Source organism: Variovorax sp. TBS-050B (assembly GCF_029893635.1).
Lineage (GTDB): Bacteria > Pseudomonadota > Gammaproteobacteria > Burkholderiales > Burkholderiaceae_C > Variovorax.
Window position 1 is genome coordinate 97,147 of the sequence record NZ_JARXYR010000002.1, and the last position, 21,077, is coordinate 118,223.

Genomic DNA, 21,077 nt, shown 5'->3' on the forward strand with positions numbered 1-21,077 from the left:
GCGTGCCTAGATGAACAGCTGCACCGCGGGCAGCGCGGCGTCGGGGTTGAGCAGGTTCACGCGCTTCAGCGTCATGCGCAGCGCGCCCTCGTGCAGCGTGAGGTGGTGGAAGAAGGTGCCGACGTAGAACTGCAGCTCGTCGCCCTGCGATTCGGTGTAGTGGAAGGCGGTGCGCACCACGAAACGGTTGACCGCGGGGTCGAAGGTCTCCACCACCGGCAGCTGCAGCAGATGGTGGCAGCGGCTCGGCGGCTGCTGCGAGAAGGCGCGCGGGCTCTTCAGGCGCTCGATGCGCAGTTCGCGCAGCAGCTTGTCCTCGTAGAGGTGCGAGGTGTGGTTGAGGCCGTCTTCCTGGTCGGGGACGAGCGGCACCCAGTAGAAGGCATCGTCGGTGAAGAGCGCATTCCACGCCTCGTACTGGCGGGTGTCGAGCAGGTGCGCCTCGTTCACGACGAAATCGATCAGGTCCTGGCGCGTGACTTCCGGGGTGTCGGCCATCACATGGTCTCCGTCATGCGTTGAACCCAGCTGCGGTACTGGTTGCGCATCGGCAGTTCGTTGGTGCCGCCGGTGGTGATCTCGCCGCCCTGGAGCTCGGCGGGGTCGTAGTTGCGGTGCAGGCTCACCCACTCGTTGCCGCTCGCATGCAGCCCGGCCTGCATGCCGCGGTAGGCCTGCAGGTCGTCATGGCCGACCACCGAGAACGGCGAGTTGATGAGCCGGTTGTACATGGTGGTGCGCTGCAGCAGCTCGGGCGGCGCGCCCTTGAGGCGGAAGGTCCAGCTCTCGACCAGCGTCTTGTCGGCGGCGATCGGCTTCACCACGCGGATGGCCTGGATCGCGCCCTTGATCGTGAGGTTCGGGTAGTAGACGGTGTTGTGCCGCGCCATGCCGAGGATCTGCGCGGTCTTCTGCTCGCCGTAGCGTGCCTTCATGGCGTCGTCGTAGGCGGGGATCGCCTTGTACTTGCTGTGGATGCTGAAGTGCACGCCCGTGAAGCTGTGGCCGTGGTCGTAGGTGCGGATGCCCATGTCCTCGAAGAACTTGTAGTCCGACATGAAGGGCACGAACTGCTCCACGGCCATGGGCTTGGGCGCGTCCTCGGGCTTGTCGGCCCACATGCGCTTGGCAGTTCCGGCCGAGGATTCGTGCGCGACCATCGGATGCATGGTGTCGTTGAGGTTCTCGACGAACATCTTCCAGTTGCACTGGTGCATGAAGCGCAGGCAGCCGCCCGCGATCTCGAGCTCGCCCTCGGGCGAGCGGTCGGCCATGTTGTCGATCGAGCTCAGCGAATCGCCGAAGTAGTCGTCGAAGTCCGGCCCGGCGTCGTTGATCTTCACGAAGATGAAGCCGCGGTGGCTGCGCACGTGCTTCACGGGCGTGAGGCCTTTGCCGGATTCGCATTCGTGCAGCTGCGTGTTCTCGTAGCCGTTCTTCAGCGGGATCGCGAGCGGCGAGCCGTCGGTCTTGAAGGTCCACGCGTGGTAGGGGCAGCGGAAGAACTTGCCGGTGTTGCCGCAGGGGCCGCTCACGAGCCGCGAGCCCTTGTGCGCGCAGCGGTTCATCACCACGCGCACGCTGCCGTCGGTGTGGCGCACCACGATCAGCGGGCGGCCCGCGATCTCGTTGCTGATCCAGTCGCCGGGCTTCGGCAGCTGGCTCTCGTGGCCGACGTAGTTCCAGGTGTTGGCGAAGAAGTGTTCCTGCTCGAGCTCGAACAGCTCCTGGCTGATGTAGAGGTCGCGGTGCACGCGGTCGTTCTGCACCAGGGCGCGAACGGCTTCGGGGTTGTTCCTGTAGGAGGTCATCGGGGGCGGCTCCTCGTCGTCTTCAAATGTCCAGCACCAGGCGCGCACCCTTGGCGCGCGAGATGCAGATCTGCATCACTTGGCCCTCGGCCTTCTCGCGCGCCGAGAGCACGTAGTCGCGGTGGTCGATCTCGCCTTCGAGCACCGTCACGGCGCACACGCCGCACTCGCCGCGCTTGCAGTCGAACATCGGGTCGCAGCCGTTCTCGATCAGGCAGTCGAGGATGCTCTGGTCGGCCGCCACGGTGAAGCGCCGGCCGGACTGCGCGAGCTCGACGTCGAAGGGCTGGTCGCCCGCTTCGGCGACCGGCTCGGTGAAGAGTTCGAAATGCACGCGGTCGTGTTCCCAGCCGCGTGCCTGGGTGCGCGCGAGCACCGCGTCGAGCATGACCTTGGGGCCGCAGACGTAGAGGCGGTCGCCCGCGGGCACCGCGTCGAGCAGCGCATCGATGTCGAGCGGCGCGCCGGCCTCGGCATCGGCATGCACGCGCAGGTCGTCGCCGAGCAGCGCCTGCAGTTCGGGCAGGAAGGCCATCAGCGCGCGGCTGCGGCCCGCGTAGTGCATGCGCACGGGCGCGCCCTCGGCGCGGCGGCGCGCGGCCATGGTGGCGAGCGGCGTCACGCCGATGCCGCCGGCCACGAGCACCGAACCGCCGGGGCCGGTGTGCAGCGGGAAATCGTTCTTCGGCGGCTCGACCGTGAGCAGGTCGCCTTCGGCGAGGCCTTCGTGCATGAAGCGCGAGCCGCCGCGGCCTTCGGCCTCCTTGCGCACGGCGATCACGTACTCCGACGGCGCGTTGGTGGCGTTGCGCTCGGTCGCGAAGTTGACGAGCGAGTAGTGGCGCCAGTCGGTGCTGCCGTCGGCCAGCCGCACCTGCACGCGGATGTGGGCGCCGGCCGCGAAGCCGGGCAGCGCACGACCGTCCTCGGCGCGCAGGCGCAGCATGCGGATCAGCGGATTGAGTTCGCGCGCTTCGGCAACGCGGAGCTGGAGCGTGGCGGTGGGAGCGGTCATGGGGCGTTCGTCTTCGTCATGCGAGTGCGTGCCGCGCCAGCGCGGCCTGCAGCTTGTGGCCGTGTTCGTCGGCCAGCGCGGCATCGCGCAGCTCGCGCAGCGTGGCGGGTGCAAGCGCCATGCCCGCGCGCTCGACCGCGTGCATCACGGTGTCGTAGTTGCGCAGGCCGCGTGCATGGGTGTCGCTGTAGCCCTTGACGAGCCGCTGGCACTGCGCGAGTTCGACCGCGAGCTCGGGGTTGCCGTGCGCGGTGGCCGCGATGCGGGCCAGCCATTGCTCGATGCGGCGGTTCTCGTCGGCATAGCGCGTGGTGGCGCGGCGCCAGCGCTTCATGGCTGCCACGGTGCGCAGCATCAGGTAGCCGCGCAGCGAGCTGGTCCGGACCACGCGGCCGTGCTGCGTGAGGCGCTCGACGATGCGCCGCGGCAGCGTCGAATTCATCAGCCAGCGGCCGAGGCCGCCCGGCAGCGTCTCGCAGATCTCCTGCAGCCGCGGGTGCATGTACTCGTTGATCGCGAGCACCTGGCCCGGCTGCACGCGCGCCTCGCCGCGCACGCGCTCGAAGCGCGTGGCGCGGGTCTTGAGCGCGGCGACGCGGGCGGTGTCCTCGTACGACATCCAGAGCGCGAGGTGCCGCGCGGTCTCGCGCAGCAGGCGGCGCTCGGCGCCGTCGGGCAGCGCGGCGACCGCGGCCATGCGGTCGAGGTAGAGCCCGGCGTAGTCGGTGTCCTGGTAGTCGATGAGGCGCCGCACGCCTTCGAGCAGCAGGTCCTGCGCGGCCGCGGGAAAGTCGCGCTGCACGCGCTCGACCAGTGCGCGCACCGCCGGGTGCCGCGGCTGCGGCGCCGGGCGCGCGGCCACGGGCGCGGGCGGCGTTTCGCCGTCGTCGCCGCGCTGCGTGCGCTCGAAGGCGGCGCCGAAGGCCTGGAGGCTGGGCTTCACGCCCACGCCGCCGCGTGCGATGGTGGCCTCGAACTGCGCGCGGCTGAACGGCAGCACGCCCGAGCCGGCGAGCGCGCCGAACAGCACCGCGCTGATCACGCTGCCCGACGCCTCGGCGGCCTCGGCCATGTCGAAGCGGATGAAGCGCTTCGCGGCCCGCGCGGCATGCGCGAGCAGCTGCGTGCTGTCGACGCGGCCGTCGCCGAGCGCGCTCTTCTCGGCGATCGAGAACACGCGATGCGTGGAGGCGACGAGCGTGGTGCGGTCGGGCGTGACCAGACCGCGCTGCACCGCGCGGCCGGCTTCCATGAGTTCAGAGGCCAGCACCACGTCGACGTCGCCCGGCAGCGGCATCAGCGCGAGCACCGGACGGCCGCCGTCGGCCTCGGCGCGCGCCAGCGGGTAGAGCTCGACGTAGTAGATGGTCGCGCCGGTGCGCTGCGCCACGCCGGGCACCGAGGTGGTCTGCGCGACGTAGCCGTTGGCCTCGCCCATGTCGACGATCCAGTCGGCCAGCACGCCGCCGCCCTCGCCGCCCATGGCGAGGATCGCGATCTTGATCGGTTGCGCGTGGTTCGTCATCACGTCAGAAGGCATAGGCTTCGCGCCGGCGCGCCTCGCCGCGCTGCAGCCAGCCGATCACGGCCGTGCGCACGCGGTCGCGCAGGCGGTCCCAGCGCGTGGGATTGCTCACGATCTGCGCCTTGTAGAACGAGGGGCAGAGCACGGCCGCGTGCGAGACGTCGCCGCAGTTGCCGCAGCCCACGCAGCTGTCGAGCACGGTGGCGACCGGGTCGCTGCGCAGCGGATCGGGATTGGGCTTGATCGACAGCGAGGGGCAGCCCGAGAGGCGGATGCAGGAATGGTCGCCCGTGCAGGTGTCCTCGTCGACGCCGAACTTCTCGCGCACCATGCGCTTGCCGTCGGCGATGGCCTTGCGCACCAGCGGCTTCTCGCGGCGCTGCTTGTTGAGCATGCATTCCGACTGCGCGATCAGCACCTTCGGGCCCTTCTGCGCGGTAGTCAGCGCCTCTTTGAGCGCATCGCGCATGCCGGCGACGTCGTAGGTGCGGCGCAGCGTCCTGACCCATTCCACGCCCACGCCGCGCACCGCGCGCTCGATCTCGTGGCCCGTGCTGCGCGTGCGGTTGACCGCGTTCGACGAGAGGATGTCCTGCCCACCGGTGGCCGAGGTGTAGTTGTTGTCGACGACGATGGTGAGGTTGTCGCTCCTGTTGAAGACCGCGTTGGCGATGCCGCTCGTGAGGCCGTTGTGCCAGAAGCCGCCGTCGCCCATCATCGAGATCGCGCGCTTGCCCGCGGGCGCGTTGAGCGCCGCGGCGCCCGCGCCGCCGAGGCCGTAGCCCATGGTGGTGTTGCCGATGTTGAAGGGCGGCAGGATCGAGAACAGGTGGCAGCCGATGTCGGCGCTCACGTGGTGCTGGCCGAGCTCGCGCTCGACCAGCTTCATCGCGCTGAAGATCGGCCGCTCGGGGCAGCCGGTGCAGAAGCCCGGCGGCCGCGCATGCACCACCTCGCCGAGCGCGGTGGAGGGCTCGGCGGGCTCGGGTGCGGCATCGACGCCGATCGCCGCCACCGCCTTGAGCGGAATCACCTTGCGCACCGGCGCGGGCACCGGCAGCGGCGCGAGCCGCTCGTAGCGCTCGCAGAAGGTGCGCGCGCCCTTGAGCAGTTCGGCGGCGGTGTATTCGCCCGCCACCGGCAGCATGTCCTTGCCGTGCAGCACGGTGGCGGCGCCGGCCTGGCGCAGGATGGTCGCGAGGTTCTGCTCGACGAAATTGGGCTGGCCCTCCTCCACCACGAGCACCGCGCGCTTGCCGGCGCAGAAGCGGATCACCTCGCGTTCGATGACCGGATAGGCCACGTTCATCACGTAGAGCGGCACCTCGGTGTTGCCGTAGACGTCGGCCAGGCCCAGGCGCTCGAGCGCGCGCAGCAGCGTGTTGTAGCAGCCGCCCTGCACGATGATGCCGATGTCGTCGGCGTCCTCGGAGAAGAACTCGTTCAGGGCGCGCTCCTCGATGAAGCGCACCGCCGCAGGCCAGCGGTCCTTCACCTTCTCCTGCTCGTGCACGAAGCTCGCGGGCGGCAGCACGATGCGGCTGACGTCGCGCTGCGGGTTCTCGAGCGCGTCCTTGAGCGTGAACTTCGCGCGCTTGTTGTCGCCCGCGACGAAGTGGCCGTGCACGTGGCAGGCGCGGATGCGCAGCTGCAGCATCACGGGGGTGTTGCTCGCCTCCGAAAGCTCGAAGCCCTGCTTCACCGCATCGACGATGCTCGGCAGGTTGGGCCGCGGGTCGAGCAGCCAGATCTGCGACTTCATCGCGAACGCATGGCTGCGCTCCTGCATGATCGAGGAGCCCTCGCCGTAGTCCTCGCCCACGATGATCAGCGCGCCGCCGGTCACGCCGCCCGAGGCGAGGTTGGCGAGCGCATCGGAGGCCACGTTGGTGCCCACGGTCGCCTTGAAGGTGACGGCGCCGCGCAGCGGGTAGTTGACCGAGGCCGCGAGCGTGGCGGCCGCCGTGGCCTCGCTCGCGCTGTTCTCGAAGCGGATGCCCTGCTCGGCCAGGATGTCCTGCGCATCGGCCAGCACGTCCATCAGGTGCGAGATCGGCGCGCCCTGGTAGCCGGCCACGTAGGAAACTCCGGATTCGAGCAGGGCCTTGGTCACGGCCAGAATGCCTTCACCGCGGAAGACTTCGCCACCGGAAAGCCGCAGTTTCTTGACCTCTTCGACGAACGAACGCTCAGCCATGGGGCTCCTTCTTCTCTCTCGTGGGACGATGCAACCCGGAGGCCACACCATGATTTCTATAATGTTGACAATTAAACGTATCCACAATCATGAATTACCCTAGACATGCAAACAGCGTGCCCGCGGCGAGCGTGAGGTGCCTTCATGGCTGAAGAACCCGTGGAGAGCCACCGCTTCGTCGACGACTACCTGCCGGCGCTGCTGGCGCAGGCGAGCCAGCTGATCTCCTCGGAGTTCCACGAGGTGGCGCGCCAGCACGGCTTCTCGGTGTCGGAGTGGCGCGTGATGGCTTCGCTCGCGGGCAGCGAGCCGATCAGCATCGGCCAGCTCGCGCAGGTCACGGTGACCAAGCAGCCGACGGTGACGCGGCTGCTCGACCGCATGGAGGCGCGCGGCCAGGTCGAGCGGCTGCCCCACGAGAGTGACCGCCGCATCACGCTGGTGCGCATCACGCGCAAGGGCCTGAAGGCGGTGGAGCATCTGATGGAACTCGCGCGCGACCACGAGCGCCGCGTGCTCGAGCCCTTCGGCCTGCGGCGCGCGGAAGAGCTCAAGCAGACGCTGCGGCAGATGATCGACCTGCACGTGCACGTGCCGGTCGAGGGCCCGGAAGAAGACTGAACCGGGAGGAGGCGCGCACTCGTCGCGCGCTTCTTCGTGCGGTGCTCAGAGCTGCGGCACGAGCACCGCGCGGCCGCGATGCCCGCGCTGCGCGATCCAGTCGAGCGCCTGCGCCGCGTCGGCGAGCGCGAACGGCTTCACCTCGAGCTGCAGGCGGCCGTCGGCGAGCCTCGCCAGCAGCTCGGGCGCGGCGGCGCGGCCCGCGGCTTCGCGCCGGAACATGTTGAGCGGCAGCAGCGCCACGTCGCGCTGCAGGAAATGCGCGATGTCGAGCTGCAGCGTCGGCCCCGCGGTGTAGCCCACCAGCACCGCGCGTCCGCCCGGCCGCACGCTGGGCAGCACCCGGGCGAGCACGTCGCCGCCGACGGTGTCGATCAGCAGGTCGGCGCTTGCCGTGGGTGGCGGCGCCGCATCCGGATCGACGCCCGTGGCCGTGCAGCCCGCATCGCGCGCGAGCTGCATCGCGAGCGAGCCCACCGCGCCGCGCGCGCCCGTGACCAGGACCTGCTCTCCGGCCTGCAGCTTCGCGACCGCATGCAAGGCCACCCATGCCGAGGTCGTCGGCGAGAAGAAGGCGGCGCCGAGTGCCATCGGCACCGCGTCGGGCAAGGGCCCGAGCGCCTCGTCGGGCGCGTCGATCAGTTCGCACCAGGTGCCGTCGAACAGCGTGCCGAGCCCGCTGCCGCGCAGCCAGACGCGCTGGCCCGTTTCGTAGCTTCCACTCGCCACGACGGTGCCCGCCGCTTCCACGCCCGGCGTGTAGGGCCACGGCGGCTGCCGCAGGAAGCGGCCCTGCCACACGGTGCGGTCGATGTGGCCCACGGTCGCGGCCGCCATGCGCACGAGGCTGCGACCGGGCCTCGCGACGGGGTCGGGCAGCGCTTCGATCACGGGCATCGCACCGAGGCCGTGGATGCGGACGGCCTTCATGGCAGCGTCTCCAGAAAGTCGAGCACCACGCGCGCGAAGGCCTCCGGCATCTGGTCGGGCAGCGGCACCATGCCGCCTTCGATGTCGACGATGCGCGCCTGCGGCAGCTGATGCTGCAGCTCCACCGCATGCGGCGCGGCGAACGGATCGTCGGTGGCGCGCACGATCAGCGCGGGCTGCACAACGCGGCCGATGCGCGCTTCCATGCGGTAGGACGCGACCGCGCGGTGGCCCTCCTCCACGCGAAGCCCGACCTTGAGCGCATCGCGCACGAAGGCTTCGAGCAGTTCGGGCCGGCCCGGCGGATAGAAGGCCTGGCGCTTCTGCCAGAGCGCGGCCAGGTGCGTGCCGTCCTCGCTCGGCGCGACCTCGTCGATCGGCGGGCGCGCCGCACGCGCGCGGCGGAAGGCCTCGTCGGTGTAGGGCGTCGAGGACAGCACCAAGCCGCGCACGCGGTCGGGAAACGCGGCCGCGAGTTCGAGCGCCACCACGCCGCCGGTGTGATGCCCCACCAGCGTCGCCTGCGCGATCTCCAGCGCATCGAGCAGTTCGCAGGCCACGCGCGCCCACTGTTCAATGCTGGCGGGCACGCCGCCGTCGGCGGAGTCGCCGAAGCCCGCGGTGTCCATCGCGATCGCCCGGTGCCGCGCGCCGAGCAGCGGCAGCACCGCGCGGTACTCGGTCCAGCTGCGCGGCGACTGGTGCAGCAGCAGCACCGCGGGCGCGGCGGGATCGCCGCAGGCCGCGTAGTGCACCTGGCCCACGGACAGGTCGGCGAAGGCGCGGCGGATGGGGGTCACGTGCGCGTCTCGTCGGCCGGCGCGCGCCACAGCCCCGCATGCCGCAGTTCGCCGAGCGTGCGCGAGAGCACGTCGCGCCGGTAGGCGGCGACGTCGCGGCCCTCGTAGTCGTAGAAGCCGCTGCCGCTCTTGAGGCCGAGCCGCCCTTCCTCGACCATCCGGCCGACGATCGCGGGCGCGGTGTAGCGGCCCGCATCGAGCGATGCCGACATCTCGCGGCTCGCATGGTGCAGGATGTCGCAGCCGCCGAAGTCGATGAACTCCACCACGCCGAGCGCGGCGAAGCGCAGGCCGAGGCCGTAGCGCGTGGCCTTGTCGATCTCCTCGGCGGTGGCGGCGCCCTCCTCGATCATGCGCGCGGCCTCGTTCATCACCAGCGCCTGCAGCCGCGGCACGATGTAGCCCGGCGATGCGCCGCAGACCACGGGCAGCTTGCCGATCTCCTCCATCAGCGCCTTGGTGCGCGCGAGCACCGCGGCATCGGTGCCGGGATGGCAGCTCAGCTCCACCACCGGGATGACGTAGGCAGGGTTGAGCCAGTGCATGTTGAGGAAGCGCTCGGGCCGCCGCACCAGCGCGGCAAGCTGCGTGACCAGGATGCTGCTGGTGGTGGAGGTGAGGATCGCGTCGTCACGGCAATGGCGGTTGAGCTGTTCGAAGGCCTCGCGCTTGGCCTCGATGGTCTCGGGCACGCCTTCGAACACCAGCTCGGCCGCGGCCAGCGCCTGCGGCGCCTGCTCCGCGCTCGCGAACTGCACGCGCGCGGCGATCGCCTGGACCTGGGCCGCGTCGATCACGCCGAGCTGGGCCAGGCCTGCGAGGCTCGCCTCGATCTCGGCCCGGGCCTCGGCCTGGAGCTTCTGCCAGGCCTCGTCGCTGCGCGGGCGCAGGTCCACGAGCGAGATGCGGTGGCCCGCGTAGGCGAACGCGATCGCGATGCCGCGGCCCATGCGGCCGGCGCCCACGGCGGCGAAGCGGGGCATGGCGTGCTCATTCGCCATCGTGCAGCCTCTGCCGGATCTGCGCCGCGGTCAGTTCCGCGAGGCCCAGGCTTTCGAAGGTGCGCGGGCCGCGGCGCAGGTCGCGCCCGAGGAAGCCGCCGACGATCGCGAGCAGGCCGTGCGCGATCGGCGCATCCACGCCCGCATGGCGCGCGGCCGAGGCGAGGAAGGCGAGCCCGAGCTCGGTGTCCTCGGTGATGTAGCGGTGCGTGTGCAGGTCGATGTGCTCGCGCCAGTCGCCCGAGTTGACGAGCTTCTTGTGCGCATCGCCGTACATCCAGCGGTCGTTGTCGTAGTGGTCGGCCAGCGGATAGTGCGGCGCGCCGTGGCCGAAGGCCTCGCGCACGGCCATGCGCTCGCGGTCGAGCCGGTCGGTCACGTCGCGCACCGCGCGCTGCGTGCCTTCGTTGTGGATGTCCCAGCGCTCGAAGTGCTGCAGCGGCGCGGCATTCATCACCATCAGCGGCGGATGGATCACCGGGCCGGCATTCATCAGCGCGCCCGAGAGCGCATCGCCGCAGCCGTGCACCGAGGGATAGGCCTTGCGGATCACCTCGATCGCCTGCGCCTCCTTGCGCGCCGGGTAGACGCCGGTGGGCAGCCGCACCGCGCGGATCGTGACGTTGACCTCGCGCTCGCCGTGCTTGCGCGCGAGGTAGGGCAGCGTGCCGGTCTCGGCCCAGGCCACGTCGGCGCGGCTGCCCGCCTGCCTGACGGTGCGTGCCATCACGTAGCTGCCGAAGGTGCCCGGCGGCAGGAACACGACCTGCCCGTCGACGAGGTGCGGCGCCATGGCCAGTGCGATGTCGTGCTGCGCGATCGCGGGCGTGGGCAGCACGATCAGTTCCGCGCCCTTCAGCGCCGCGGCGATGTCGGCGGTGGCGAGTGCGAGCGGCACCTCGCGCGCGCCGTCGGCATCCTTCAGGGTGATGGCGCCGGCCTGCACCACGGGTTCGAGCGCCGCCGCATCGCGGCGCCACAGCCGCACCTCATGGCCCGCTTCGGACAGGTCCGCGGCCGCCGCATAGGCACCGTGACCACCGCCAAGAATCGCAATTTTCATGTTCGGAATTTGAAAAGCAGATGTCGATGAACCGGCAGCCGCGGCGCGGACCGGGGAAGCAATGCGTCATTACATTACTTTTCATCGTTTCATGTGTCAATCAAATTCCGTGCCTGCGGCCTCCACGGAAACCCGCAAATGAAAAAGCCCGGGCTTCGTCGGAAGACCGGGCTTTCTGGTGGTGCGGAGCGGCCGGCGGCCGCCCCGATCTGGCTCAGCGCGAGGGCTTGAACGCACGCTTCTGGGCGTCGCGCGGCACGAAGACCTTGCCCGGGCCGCCATGGCCCGCGCCGTTGCCGCGGGGTGCGAAGCCCTCACGGGGTGCGAAGCCTTCGCGCGGTGCGAAGCCGCCGCCGTCGCCGCGGCCGCCGCGCGGCGCGCCGCTGCTGTCGCCCCAGCCCGGCTTGCGGCCATAGCCGCCGCCGTCTTCACGGCCGCCGCCGAAGCCGGCGTTCTGGCCCTGGAAGCCGCGCGGGCCCGGGGCGCCGCGGCCGCGGTCGTTGAAGCCGCTGGCGCCGGCATAGCCGCCGCGCGGGCCGCCGGCGTTGCCGCCGCCGCCGAACTTGCGATCGCCGCCACCGCGCGGGCCGTTGTCGCGGCCGCGGCCGCCGAAGTCGCCGTGCGGGCGCGACTGCGGCATGCGCTGCTGCGGCTCCAGGCCCGGGATGACCTCGGCCTTGAACTGCTGGCGGCTGTAGTGCTCGATGTCCATGATGCGGCGGCGGTCACGGAACTCGGCGAAGGTGACGGCGATGCCGTCGCGTCCGGCACGGCCCGTGCGGCCGATGCGGTGGGTGTAGTCCTCGGCCTTCATCGGCAGGCCGAAGTTGAAGACGTGCGTGATCGTCGGCACGTCGATGCCGCGCGCGGCCACGTCGGTCGCCACGAGGATCTGCACCTGGCCGCTGCGCAGCGCCATGAGGCGGCGGTTGCGCAGGCCCTGGCTCAGCGCACCGTGCAGCGCGACGGCGCTGAAGCCGTCCTGCTGCAGGTCGTTGGCGAGACCGTCGCACTCGACCTGCGTGCTCGCGAACACGATCGCCTGGTTGATGCTGGTGTCGCGCAGCCAGTGGTCGAGCAGCTTGCGCTTGTGGGTCGTGTTGTCGGCCCAGAACAGCACCTGCTTGATGTTGGCGTGCTTTTCCTGCGGGCTGTCGATGGTCACGCGCTGCGGCTCGCGCATCACGCGCGTGGCGAGCTGCTGGATGCGCGGCGCGAAGGTGGCGCTGAACATCATGGTCTGCTGGCGCTCGATCGTGAGCTGGTTCACTTCGGCTAGGTCGTCGGCAAAGCCGAGATCGAGCATGCGGTCGGCTTCGTCGACCACCAGGAACTTGACCTGGTCGAGCTTGATCTGCATCGAGCGCTGCAGGTCGAGCAGGCGGCCGGGCGTGGCGACCACGAGGTCGGCGTTCTGCAGGCGGGCGATCTGCAGCTGGTAGGGCATGCCGCCCACCACGTTGGCGATGCGCAGGCCGCGGCAGTGGCGCACCAGCTCGATGGCGTCGTGCGCGACCTGCTGCGCGAGTTCGCGCGTGGGGCACAGCACCAGCGCGCCGGGCGTCGCGGCCTTGAAATGGCGCGCGTTGGTCGGGTCCTTGCGCTTCGGCTTCTTGGGCGGCGCTTCGCCGCGCGCGGCGGCTTCGGCGGCCAGGCGCTGGAACTCGGCCTTGGCGGCTTCCTCGGCCTCGGCCTGGCGCTGGATCAGCGTGTGCAGCACGGGCAGCAGGAAGGCGGCGGTCTTGCCCGAACCGGTCTGGCTCGAGACCATCAGGTCGACGAAGCGGGCCTTGCCGTCCTGGCCGGCGTTGCCGCCCATGGCCATCGGGATGACCTTGTCCTGCACGGTGGTGGGCTGGGTGAAGCCCATGTCGGCCACCGCAGCGACCAGCTCGGGCGCGAGGCCGAGCTTGATGAAGCCGTTGGGAACGACAGGCGCCTCGGGCGCGGCGGCGTCGAGTGCCTCGAGGATCGGCGCCTCGGAGACGGTGTCCGTGGCGGCGGTGAATTCGTTGTTGTGGGTGGATTGCACAGGCGCGAACTCGCCCTGCGCTTCGAAAGCGTCGGTCATGTGATTTATCAATCTCAAACGCGAGCGCTGCCGAAGGCGGCGCCCCGTTGGGTGGTTAAAAACATCAACCATCCAACGACATTCAGCTCGGCTTGCGCCGGAGGCTGCGGCCCTTTTTGATCAGCGGATGCGATCGGGCGCGGTGTGCAAGATAGGGAGATGCAAGAGACGCGGACCTGGCAACAATGTTGGAACCCAGATCAGCGAAGCCCGCAATTATGGCATGGATCGGGGTTTTTACCTAATCCCACTCAATCCGTGAGGCGCAGGAAGGTGTCGCGGTAGTGCGCGAGCTCCTCGATGGATTCGTGCACGTCGGCCAGCGCGGTGTGCGCCTGCTGCTTCTTGAAGGCGCTGTAGGCGGCGGGCTTCCAGCGCTTGGCGAGCTCCTTGAGCGTGCTCACGTCGAGGTTGCGGTAGTGGAAGTAGGCCTCCAGCCGCGGCATGAACTTGACCAGGAAGCGCCGGTCCTGCCCGATGGTGTTGCCGCACATCGGCGAGCCGCCCTTGGGCACGTAGCGGGCGATGAATTCGAGCAGCTGCTGCTCGGCCGCGGCCTCGTCGATGGTGGAGGCCTTGACCTTGTCGATCAGGCCGCTGCGGCCATGGGTGCCCTTGTTCCAGGCGTCCATGCCGTCGAGCACCGCATCGCTCTGATGGATGACGAGCACGGGGCCGTCGATGCGCGGGCTCAGGTCGGGGCCGGTGACGACCACCGCGATCTCGAGCAGGCGCTCTTTTTCGGGGTCGAGGCCGCTCATTTCGCAGTCGAGCCAGACCAGGTTCTGGTCGCTTTTCTTCAGGACCGGCAGCGTGGCGACAGCCGTGGGGTCGAGGGATTCGGTCATGGCCGGATTGTCGTCGATGGCTTGGCAGCCGCCACGCCGGGGGTCGGGAACACGCTCTAAACTCCGCGCCATGTCCTATTCGCTCATCTTCACCACCGCCTTCGCGGCCGCACTGGTCGCAGGCCTGCTCGTGAAGTTCTGGCTCGCCTCGCGGCAGGTGCGCCACGTGGCGCGCCACCGCGCCGCGGTGCCGCCCGCCTTCGCGCACACCATCACGCTCGCGGCGCACCAGAAGGCGGCCGACTACACGATCGCCAAGGCGCGCTTCGGCATGGTCGAGATGGCATGGGGCACCGCGGTGCTGCTGGGCTGGACGCTGCTGGGCGGGCTCGACCTGCTCAACCGGCTGCTGCTCGCCTCGCTCGGCGGCGGCATGGTGCAGCAGCTCGCGCTGCTGGCGGCGTTCGCGGTGATCGGCGCACTGCTCGAACTGCCCTTCACGCTGTGGCAGATCTTCAGGCTCGAGGAGCGCTTCGGCTTCAACAAGATGAGCTTCGGGCTGTGGCTGCGCGACACGGTCGTCTCGACGCTGATCGGCGCGGCGATCGGGCTGCCGCTGGCGGCGCTGATCCTGTGGATCATGGGCGCCGCCGGCAGCACCTGGTGGCTCTGGGCCTGGGCCGCATGGATGGGGTTCAACCTGCTGATGATGCTGGTCTATCCGATGTTCATCGCGCCGCTCTACAACAAGTTCAAGCCGCTCGAGGACCCCACGGTCAAGGAGCGCGTGACCGCGCTCATGAAGCGCTGCGGCTTCCGCGCCAAGGGCCTGTTCGTGATGGACGGCAGCCGGCGCAGCGCGCATGCCAACGCCTACTTCACCGGCTTCGGCGCGAGCAAGCGCGTGGTGTTCTACGACACGCTGCTGCGCCAGCTCAACGCGGCCGAGATGGAAGCCGTGCTCGCGCACGAGCTCGGCCACTTCAAGCACCGCCACATCGTGAAGCGGATCGCGGCGATGTTCGCGCTGAGCCTCGCGGGCTTCGCGCTGCTGGGCTGGGTGTCGACGCAGGCCTGGTTCTACACCGGTCTGGGCGTGCAGCCGAACATGTCGGCCGCGGCGCCCAACGATGCGCTGGCGCTGCTGCTCTTCATGCTCGCGGTCCCGGTGTTCGGCTTCTTCGTCGCGCCGCTGCCTGCGCGGCTGTCGCGCAAGCACGAGTTCGAGGCCGACGCCTATGCGGTGGCGCAGACCAGCAGCGCCGACCTGTCGGCCGCGCTGCTCAAGCTCTACCAGGACAACGCCTCGACGCTCACGCCCGATCCGGTGTTCGTCAAGTTCTACTATTCCCACCCCCCGGCCTCCGAGCGCCTCGCGCGCATGCAGGCGGCCTGAAAGCCGAGACCATGAGCAGCATGCTGAAACCCAAGGACTGGAAGAACGTTCCCCGCCAGGCGTTGAGCGCCACCGAGATCGTCTCGGGCCTCGCGAAGCTCGACGGCTGGAAGCTCACGGGCGACGGCGCCGACGTGGCGATCGAGAAGACCTTCGGCTTCGCCAACTACTTCGAGACCATCGCCTTCGTGAATGCGCTGGCCTTCGTCGCCCACACGCAGGACCACCATCCCGACCTGTCGGTGCACTACAACCGCTGCGTGGTGCGCTTCAACACGCACGACGTGGGCGGCCTCTCGGTCACCGACTTCGACTGCGCGCGCCAGGCCGACGCGCTGGTGGCGGGCCCTGCCGCGTGACGAGGACGCGCGCCCTTGGCTAAGCCGCCCCGCACCCCGGCCAAGGGCGCCGGCGGCGCCGCCCGCGTGCTCCACGACGGTCTGGTCGTCGCGAGCCATGGGCGCCACTGCCTGGTGGAAACGCCTTCGGGCGAGCGGCTGATCTGCCATCCGCGCGGCAAGAAGAGCCAGGCCGTGGTCGGCGACCGCGTGCGCTGGCAGGCCAGCGAGGACGAAGGCACGATCGAGGAGGTGGTGCCGCGGCGCAACCTGTTCTACCGCCAGGACGAGATCCGCACCAAGTCGTTCGCGGCCAACCTGGACCATGTGCTGATCCTGATCGCGGCGGAACCCGAGTTCTCGGAACACCAGCTGGCGCGCGCGCTGATCGCGGCCGAGGCCGAGCGCATCGTGCCGATCATCGCGCTCAACAAGCGCGATCTCGGCGCGGCCTTCGAGCGCGCATGGAACCGGCTCGCGCCCTACCGCCGCATGCACGAGGGCGTGCTGCCGCTCTCGCTCACGACCTCGGGCGAGGCCGACCGTGCCGCGCTGATGCAGCGGCTCGAAGGCCGCAGCACGCTGGTGCTCGGCCCGTCGGGCGCGGGCAAGAGCACGCTGGTCAACCTGCTGGTGCCGGGCGCCGCGGCGCTGACCGGCGAGATCTCGCAGGCGCTCAACTCGGGCAAGCACACCACCACGAGCACGACCTGGTACTGGGTCGACGAAGCGCGCACCACGGGGCTGATCGATTCGCCGGGCTTCCAGGAATTCGGGCTCAACCACATCGCGCCGATGCAGCTCGCGAGCCTGATGCCCGACATTGCCGAGCATGCGAGCGCGTGCAAGTTCTACAACTGCACGCACCTGCACGAGCCCGGCTGCGGCGTGATCGCGCACGTCGATGCGCCCGGCCGGCCCGGCCCGATCAGCGCCACGCGCTACCGCATCTACGGCGAGCTGTTCGCCGAGCTGGGCCAGAAGCGGTACTGAAGCGCTTCGGGCCTCAGTCGAGCCACGCGCGGTACGACGCCCAGCCGGGGTCGAAAGCGAGCGCCAGCGTGACCGGCAGGTCCATCTCCTCCTGCAGCGCCTGCGCATGCGTGATCGCCGCGGCCGCATCGGCCACCTGGTAGCTCACGGTGCGGACGCCCTCCTCGAGCACCACGTGCGTGCAGCAGCCGGCCTCGTGCGTCTGCAGCAGTGCGCTGAGCCGGTCTTCGTAGCTGCGGGCCTGCGCGAGTTCCTCGCCCGAGGCCACGGGCACGGCCGCCGAAAGGCGGTGGCCGAGATCGGCGCGGCCCAGGAGCGCATTGGCCGAGTCGTTGCGCATCACCATGGCCTCGATCTCGCGGCCGTCCTCGGCCTCGCGCGTGGCTTCCAGGCCGCTCCAGGCGTGCTCGCCGGTGGGGAAGATGCCGGTGTGGCCGAGTTCGTCGCGCCAGCAGGCGTCGAAGGCCGGCGCGAAGTCGTCGAGCGGCACGCCGTCGAACGCGGCTTCGTCGGCGGCATCGACGAAGTCGACGGGCCCGACCTTCACCGCGAAGTCGTATTCGCCGAGCACGTGGTCCAGCATGATGAAGCTCATGTGGCGCGCATGGTCCTGCATGTCCATCGGAATCGGCTTGGCGAAGGCGATCTCGAGTGCCACGAGGCCGTCGCAGGGCTCCTGGCGCACCCGCAGGTCGGCGCTCGCGAGTTCGAAGTCGTTCATGCGCATGCCGAAGCCTTCGGTCGCGCGCTGCCGGAAGGCCTCGACCTCGACGCCCGCGAGCTTGGGGCTGCTCCGCGCGAGCGCCATCACGTCCTCGAAGTGCGCCGTCGCGCCGTGCGCCGTGAGCACCAGCTTGAAGGCCGGCGGCTCGCCCGCGACCTCGACCGCCAGTTCGGGGAACAGCGGCTGCAGCAGTTCGTTCAGCGCCTCCATCAGTTCGCGCGCGGGCAGGGCCTGCAGCGCCGGCAGACGCTCGCTCACGGCATTCCAGAAGGCTGCGCAGGCGGCGGTGCGGGGATCGGTCTCGTGGGTCGGCATGGAGTGGGAACGGTCAGGGGTGGAGGATGGCCTGGAGGCACTGCACGAGCGCATCGCACTGCGCGCGGGTGCCGATGCTGATGCGCAGGTACTGCGCGATGCGCGAGGGCTGCCTGAAATGCCGCACCAGCACCGCGCGTTCGCGCAGCAGCGCCGCGAGCTCGGCCGCGTCGCGCCCAGGATGGCGTGCGAAGACGAAGTTGGCCTGCGAAGGAAGCACCTCAAAGCCCAGGTCCTCGAGCTGCAGCGTCAGCCCTTCGCGCGTGTCCATGACCTGCCGGCGCGTGTGCTCGAACCAGGCCTCGTCGTCGAGCGCCGCCACCGCACCTGCGATGGCGAGGCGGTCGAGCGGGTACGAATTGAAGCTGTCCTTCACGCGCGCCAGCGCATCGATCAGGTGCGCCTGGCCGCAGGCGAAGCCCACGCGCAGCCCGGCCAGCGAGCGCGACTTCGACAGGGTGTGCACGACCAGCAGGTTCGGATGGCGTTCGATCAGCGGCATGGCGCTCTCGCCGCCGAAGTCGACGTAGGCCTCGTCCACCAGCACCACGCGTTCGGGGCAGGCGGCGAGCAGCTGCTCGATGCGCGCGAGCGGCAGGCCGATGCCGGTGGGCGCATTGGGATTCGCGATCACCAGGCCGGCGCAGCCGCCGCGGGCGCGCGCCGCCATCGCATCCACGTCGATGCGCAGGCGCTCGTCGAGCGGCAGCTGCTCGCAGGCGATGCCGTAGAGCTGCGCATAGACGCGGTAGAAGCTGTAGCTCACATCAGGCATGAGCAGCGGCTCGGCCTGCTGGAAGAAGGCGAAGAAGGCGTGCGCGAGCACCTCGTCGGAGCCGTTGCCCGCGAAGACCTGCGCGGCCTGCAGGCCGTGCCGCCTGGCGACGGCTTCGCGCAGCGCGAGCGAGGCGGGGTCGGGATAGCGCTCGAGGCCGTGCTCGGCCGCTTCGCGGATCGCCTGGATCGCACGCGGCGAGGCGGGATAGGGGTTCTCGTTGGTGTTGAGCTTGACGAGGTTCGCGATGCGCGGCTGCTCGCCGGGCACGTAGGGTTCGAGCGCCGCGATGCGCGGGCTCCAGAAGACCGGCACGGGATCGGACATGGCGTGGCCCCGCCCGCTCAGCCGAGCAGCCGGGCCAGCGTGAGCAGCGCGAGCAGCACCATCCACATGACGACCGAGCGCCAGACCAGGCCGACCACGCTGCGCAGATGGCCGGGTTCGGGTTCGCGCCCCGGCGTGCTGCCGCTGTCGGCCGGGCGGCCGTCGGCCACCGAATCGCCGGCCTGCGCGCGCGACAGCGGATCGGTGACCGGGATCGGCCGCAGCGCACCGCCGCCGAGCCGCACGTTCACCGCGCCCGAGGTGGCCGCGAGGATCACGCCGTCGTTCTCGCTGGCGAAGCGTTGCGCATCGTTGCGCCAGCAGTCGATCGCCTCCTCGAAGCTGCCGACCACCGCGAAGCCGAGCGCCGTGATGCGCGCGGGCAGCCAGTCGACCGCGTGCCATGCGTGCTCGGCCGCCATCTGCACCGAGACGCTCGACGGCTGCACCGCGGCGCCGTTCTTGTGCGCCCAGTAGCGCGAGACGAATTCGCTCATGCGGTAGAACACCGCGCCGGCCGGCCCGAGGCCCAGGGCCGCCAGCACCGAGAACCACGCCAGCACGCCGAACACATGGCGATGCGCCGCGATCACCGAGTGCTCGATCACGTGGCGCACCACTTCGCTGCGCGGCAGGTCGGCCGCATCCACGCCCTGCCAGTGCGCGAGCAGCGAGCGCGCGAGCGGCTCGTCGCCTTCGTCGAGTGCGTCTCGGATGTCGGTGAAGTGGTGGCTGAACTGCCGGAAGCCGAGCGTGACGTAGAGCACCGCGACGCTCCAGAGCACCGCGAACGGCAGCCCGAGCGCCAGCACCAGCAGCCAGTGGATGCCGAGCGTGGCCAGCGTCGGCACGAGCACCGCCAGGCCCCAGGCAATCCATCCGTGGTGCGGCTTGCCGGCATCGAAGTTGCGGCTGGTCCAGCGGGTCCAGGCAAGCACGCCGCCGTACACCGGGTTGTGGGGAGCGAGCGGCCGCACCTGCTCGATCAGCAACGCACACAGGATGGCAAAGAAGCTCATGCGTCGATGATAGCGAGCGCGCCCGGCGGCCCGCGCCGCGCGGCGCCCGCTCAGGCGCTCAGGAAGCGATAGAGGTTGCGCAGCATGCCCGCGGTCGCGCCCCAGACGAAGCGCTCCTCCGCGCCGTCCTGGTAGGGCATCGAGTACCACTCGCGGCGCGTACCGTCGGGCGCGGGCACGGTGTGCCGGCGGTGGTTGGCGGGGTCCATGAGCCAGGCCAGCGGCACTTCGAAGGCCGCCGCCACTTCGTAGGGGTTGAGCGTGAGCTCGAACGCGGGCTCCACGAGCGCGACCACCGGCGTGACCACGAAGGAGGTGATCGTGGTGTAGGTCGGGAGGCTGCCGAGCACTTCGATGAACTGCGCCGAGAGACCGACTTCCTCCCAGGCCTCGCGCAAGGCCGCGGCGGCAACGTTCGCGTCGTCCGGGTCGACACGCCCGCCCGGGAACGCGACCTGGCCCGAGTGGTTCGAGAGGTGGGCCGTGCGCTCCGTCAGCAGCACCGTCGCGCCTTCCGGGCGCTGCACGATCGGCACCAGCACCGCCGCCTGCGCCGGCGTGCGGTCGCTCAGGCGCGGCTCGCGGCGCAGTTCGGGCGTCCACTCGGGCGGCGTTGCGAAGCGCCGGCGCAAGGCCCCGGGGGTCAGCTGCGCGGGCGGGACCGCAGGCAGGCCGTCCGGACCGCCGACCACCGGCGCCTCGCGCGGATCGACCACCAGCAGCGTGGGCGGTACCACGGCGTTGACGGGTTCGGCGGGCTCGAGCTGCATGGCGGGCGAAGGGGCGGCGGGCGGGGTCAAGCGGGAAGTGTCTCGGTGAGGAAGTAGAGCCTAAAAACGAAGTGCTGTCTTCGGGCAGGAAAGACGCACGGCGCACAACGCAAAAAGCCGCCAGAGCGGCGGCTTTTTGCACGGCAGGAAAAAGGCTTACTTGGCAGCCGATGCCGCGGCGGGCGCCTTGCCCGGCAGCTTTTCCTTGATGCGTGCCGAACGGCCGCTGCGCTCGCGCAGGTAGTACAGCTTGGCACGACGGACGTCGCCGCGGCGCTTGACTTCGATGCCGGCGATCAGCGGGCTGTAGGTCTGGAACGTACGCTCCACGCCTTCGCCGCTCGAGATCTTGCGCACGGTGAAGCCGCTGTTGAGGCCGCGGTTGCGCTTGGCGATCACGACGCCTTCGTAGGCCTGCACGCGCTTGCGGCTGCCTTCGACGACGTTCACGCTGACGATGACCGTGTCACCGGGCATGAAGTCGGGGATCTTCTTGCCGAGACGGGCGATTTCTTCCTGCTCGAGGGTCTGGATGAGGTTCATGATTTCCTGATGTTCGATCGTGCTCGCGCTACACAAAAGGCGCCGTTGGCTCCAG

20 protein-coding genes are annotated in these 21,077 nt (G+C 70.1%); 4 read left to right on the forward strand and 16 right to left on the reverse strand.

Annotated elements, in window-relative coordinates; genetic code table 11:
- Positions 1 to 6: 6 nt before the first annotated feature.
- Genes M2165_RS03280 through M2165_RS03300 form a run of 5 tightly spaced genes read right to left on the reverse strand, consistent with a single transcriptional unit; the run spans position 7 to position 6,548 of the window.
- Positions 7 to 498 (reverse strand): aromatic-ring-hydroxylating dioxygenase subunit beta, encoded by a 492-nt coding sequence (locus tag M2165_RS03280; protein ID WP_280813259.1) that lies wholly within the window; start codon positions 496 to 498, stop codon positions 7 to 9.
- Complete coding sequence (locus tag M2165_RS03285; RefSeq protein ID WP_280813260.1) at positions 498 to 1,811, reverse strand: aromatic ring-hydroxylating dioxygenase subunit alpha; 1,314 nt, start codon at positions 1,809 to 1,811, stop codon at positions 498 to 500. The genes M2165_RS03280 and M2165_RS03285 overlap by 1 nt, the downstream gene beginning before the upstream one ends.
- A gap of 22 nt (positions 1,812 to 1,833) precedes the next feature.
- On the reverse strand, positions 1,834 to 2,826 hold the full coding sequence (locus M2165_RS03290) for a PDR/VanB family oxidoreductase (RefSeq protein WP_280813261.1): 993 nt from the start codon (positions 2,824 to 2,826) through the stop codon (positions 1,834 to 1,836).
- Positions 2,827 to 2,842: 16 nt separating this feature from the next.
- Positions 2,843 to 4,351, reverse strand: a complete 1,509-nt coding sequence (locus M2165_RS03295; RefSeq protein WP_280817456.1) for an indolepyruvate oxidoreductase subunit beta family protein — start codon at positions 4,349 to 4,351, stop codon at positions 2,843 to 2,845.
- A gap of 4 nt (positions 4,352 to 4,355) precedes the next feature.
- Positions 4,356 to 6,548 (reverse strand): indolepyruvate ferredoxin oxidoreductase subunit alpha, encoded by a 2,193-nt coding sequence (locus tag M2165_RS03300; RefSeq protein WP_280813262.1) that lies wholly within the window; start codon positions 6,546 to 6,548, stop codon positions 4,356 to 4,358.
- A gap of 144 nt (positions 6,549 to 6,692) precedes the next feature.
- Between M2165_RS03300 and M2165_RS03305 the strand changes: the two genes are divergently transcribed.
- On the forward strand, positions 6,693 to 7,169 hold the full coding sequence (locus tag M2165_RS03305; RefSeq protein WP_280813263.1) for a MarR family transcriptional regulator: 477 nt from the start codon (positions 6,693 to 6,695) through the stop codon (positions 7,167 to 7,169).
- 45 nt (positions 7,170 to 7,214) lie between these two features.
- Here M2165_RS03305 and M2165_RS03310 read toward each other — a convergent pair whose 3' ends face one another.
- The 6 genes from M2165_RS03310 to orn form a co-directional block, all read right to left on the reverse strand.
- Entirely contained in the window at positions 7,215 to 8,099 is an 885-nt protein-coding gene (locus M2165_RS03310) for a zinc-binding alcohol dehydrogenase family protein (protein WP_280813264.1), read from the reverse strand.
- Positions 8,096 to 8,899 carry an alpha/beta hydrolase gene (locus M2165_RS03315; protein WP_280813265.1) on the reverse strand — a complete coding sequence of 268 codons (804 nt, stop codon included), beginning with the start codon at positions 8,897 to 8,899 and terminating at the stop codon, positions 8,096 to 8,098. The genes M2165_RS03310 and M2165_RS03315 overlap by 4 nt, the downstream gene beginning before the upstream one ends.
- Positions 8,896 to 9,900, reverse strand: a complete 1,005-nt coding sequence (locus M2165_RS03320) for a 3-hydroxybutyryl-CoA dehydrogenase (protein WP_280813266.1) — start codon at positions 9,898 to 9,900, stop codon at positions 8,896 to 8,898. Before M2165_RS03320 ends, M2165_RS03315 begins: the two co-directional genes overlap by 4 nt.
- Positions 9,890 to 10,963, reverse strand: a complete 1,074-nt coding sequence (locus tag M2165_RS03325; protein ID WP_280813267.1) for an NAD/NADP octopine/nopaline dehydrogenase family protein — start codon at positions 10,961 to 10,963, stop codon at positions 9,890 to 9,892. Before M2165_RS03325 ends, M2165_RS03320 begins: the two co-directional genes overlap by 11 nt.
- A gap of 214 nt (positions 10,964 to 11,177) precedes the next feature.
- Positions 11,178 to 13,034 (reverse strand): DEAD/DEAH box helicase, encoded by a 1,857-nt coding sequence (locus M2165_RS03330; RefSeq protein ID WP_280813268.1) that lies wholly within the window; start codon positions 13,032 to 13,034, stop codon positions 11,178 to 11,180.
- 251 nt (positions 13,035 to 13,285) lie between these two features.
- Positions 13,286 to 13,882, reverse strand: coding sequence for an oligoribonuclease (gene orn, locus M2165_RS03335; RefSeq protein ID WP_280813269.1), 597 nt, complete (start codon positions 13,880 to 13,882; stop codon positions 13,286 to 13,288).
- Between the two features lie 70 nt (positions 13,883 to 13,952).
- Between orn and M2165_RS03340 the strand changes: the two genes are divergently transcribed.
- The 3 genes from M2165_RS03340 to rsgA are packed head-to-tail and all read left to right on the forward strand — an operon-like array spanning position 13,953 to position 16,549.
- Positions 13,953 to 15,218, forward strand: a complete 1,266-nt coding sequence (locus M2165_RS03340; RefSeq protein ID WP_280813270.1) for a M48 family metallopeptidase — start codon at positions 13,953 to 13,955, stop codon at positions 15,216 to 15,218.
- Positions 15,219 to 15,229: 11 nt separating this feature from the next.
- Complete coding sequence (locus M2165_RS03345; protein ID WP_280813271.1) at positions 15,230 to 15,577, forward strand: 4a-hydroxytetrahydrobiopterin dehydratase; 348 nt, start codon at positions 15,230 to 15,232, stop codon at positions 15,575 to 15,577.
- 15 nt (positions 15,578 to 15,592) lie between these two features.
- On the forward strand, positions 15,593 to 16,549 hold the full coding sequence (gene rsgA / locus M2165_RS03350; RefSeq protein ID WP_280813272.1) for a ribosome small subunit-dependent GTPase A: 957 nt from the start codon (positions 15,593 to 15,595) through the stop codon (positions 16,547 to 16,549).
- Between the two features lie 13 nt (positions 16,550 to 16,562).
- On the opposite strand, the gene M2165_RS03355 is transcribed toward rsgA, so the two are convergent.
- The 5 genes from M2165_RS03355 to rplS form a co-directional block, all read right to left on the reverse strand.
- Positions 16,563 to 17,588, reverse strand: coding sequence for a hypothetical protein (locus M2165_RS03355; RefSeq protein ID WP_280813273.1), 1,026 nt, complete (start codon positions 17,586 to 17,588; stop codon positions 16,563 to 16,565).
- A 13-nt stretch (positions 17,589 to 17,601) separates the two neighbouring features.
- Positions 17,602 to 18,690: a histidinol-phosphate transaminase gene (hisC, locus tag M2165_RS03360; RefSeq protein ID WP_280813274.1), complete on the reverse strand. Its 1,089-nt coding sequence runs from the start codon at positions 18,688 to 18,690 to the stop codon at positions 17,602 to 17,604.
- A 17-nt stretch (positions 18,691 to 18,707) separates the two neighbouring features.
- Entirely contained in the window at positions 18,708 to 19,709 is a 1,002-nt protein-coding gene (locus M2165_RS03365; RefSeq protein ID WP_280813275.1) for a CobD/CbiB family protein, read from the reverse strand.
- Positions 19,710 to 19,759: 50 nt separating this feature from the next.
- Positions 19,760 to 20,479, reverse strand: coding sequence for a CoA pyrophosphatase (locus tag M2165_RS03370; protein ID WP_280817457.1), 720 nt, complete (start codon positions 20,477 to 20,479; stop codon positions 19,760 to 19,762).
- A gap of 156 nt (positions 20,480 to 20,635) precedes the next feature.
- The gene (gene rplS / locus M2165_RS03375) at positions 20,636 to 21,022 is read right to left on the reverse strand and encodes a 50S ribosomal protein L19 (RefSeq protein WP_280813276.1); all 387 of its coding nucleotides are present in this window, start codon (positions 21,020 to 21,022) and stop codon (positions 20,636 to 20,638) included.
- Positions 21,023 to 21,077: the final 55 nt, after the last annotated feature.

Coding starts and splice junctions, on each gene's coding strand:
- M2165_RS03280 (WP_280813259.1), bottom strand. CDS start 498: ATGGCCGACACCCCGGAAGTCACGCGCCAGGACCTGATCGATTTCGTC.
- M2165_RS03285 (WP_280813260.1), bottom strand. CDS start 1,811: ATGACCTCCTACAGGAACAACCCCGAAGCCGTTCGCGCCCTGGTGCAG.
- M2165_RS03290 (WP_280813261.1), bottom strand. CDS start 2,826: ATGACCGCTCCCACCGCCACGCTCCAGCTCCGCGTTGCCGAAGCGCGC.
- M2165_RS03295 (WP_280817456.1), bottom strand. CDS start 4,351: ATGACGAACCACGCGCAACCGATCAAGATCGCGATCCTCGCCATGGGC.
- M2165_RS03300 (WP_280813262.1), bottom strand. CDS start 6,548: ATGGCTGAGCGTTCGTTCGTCGAAGAGGTCAAGAAACTGCGGCTTTCC.
- M2165_RS03305 (WP_280813263.1), top strand. CDS start 6,693: ATGGCTGAAGAACCCGTGGAGAGCCACCGCTTCGTCGACGACTACCTG.
- M2165_RS03310 (WP_280813264.1), bottom strand. CDS start 8,099: ATGAAGGCCGTCCGCATCCACGGCCTCGGTGCGATGCCCGTGATCGAA.
- M2165_RS03320 (WP_280813266.1), bottom strand. CDS start 9,900: ATGGCGAATGAGCACGCCATGCCCCGCTTCGCCGCCGTGGGCGCCGGC.
- M2165_RS03325 (WP_280813267.1), bottom strand. CDS start 10,963: ATGAAAATTGCGATTCTTGGCGGTGGTCACGGTGCCTATGCGGCGGCC.
- M2165_RS03330 (WP_280813268.1), bottom strand. CDS start 13,034: ATGACCGACGCTTTCGAAGCGCAGGGCGAGTTCGCGCCTGTGCAATCC.
- orn (WP_280813269.1), bottom strand. CDS start 13,882: ATGACCGAATCCCTCGACCCCACGGCTGTCGCCACGCTGCCGGTCCTG.
- M2165_RS03340 (WP_280813270.1), top strand. CDS start 13,953: ATGTCCTATTCGCTCATCTTCACCACCGCCTTCGCGGCCGCACTGGTC.
- M2165_RS03345 (WP_280813271.1), top strand. CDS start 15,230: ATGAGCAGCATGCTGAAACCCAAGGACTGGAAGAACGTTCCCCGCCAG.
- M2165_RS03355 (WP_280813273.1), bottom strand. CDS start 17,588: ATGCCGACCCACGAGACCGATCCCCGCACCGCCGCCTGCGCAGCCTTC.
- hisC (WP_280813274.1), bottom strand. CDS start 18,690: ATGTCCGATCCCGTGCCGGTCTTCTGGAGCCCGCGCATCGCGGCGCTC.
- M2165_RS03365 (WP_280813275.1), bottom strand. CDS start 19,709: ATGAGCTTCTTTGCCATCCTGTGTGCGTTGCTGATCGAGCAGGTGCGG.
- M2165_RS03370 (WP_280817457.1), bottom strand. CDS start 20,479: ATGCAGCTCGAGCCCGCCGAACCCGTCAACGCCGTGGTACCGCCCACG.
- rplS (WP_280813276.1), bottom strand. CDS start 21,022: ATGAACCTCATCCAGACCCTCGAGCAGGAAGAAATCGCCCGTCTCGGC.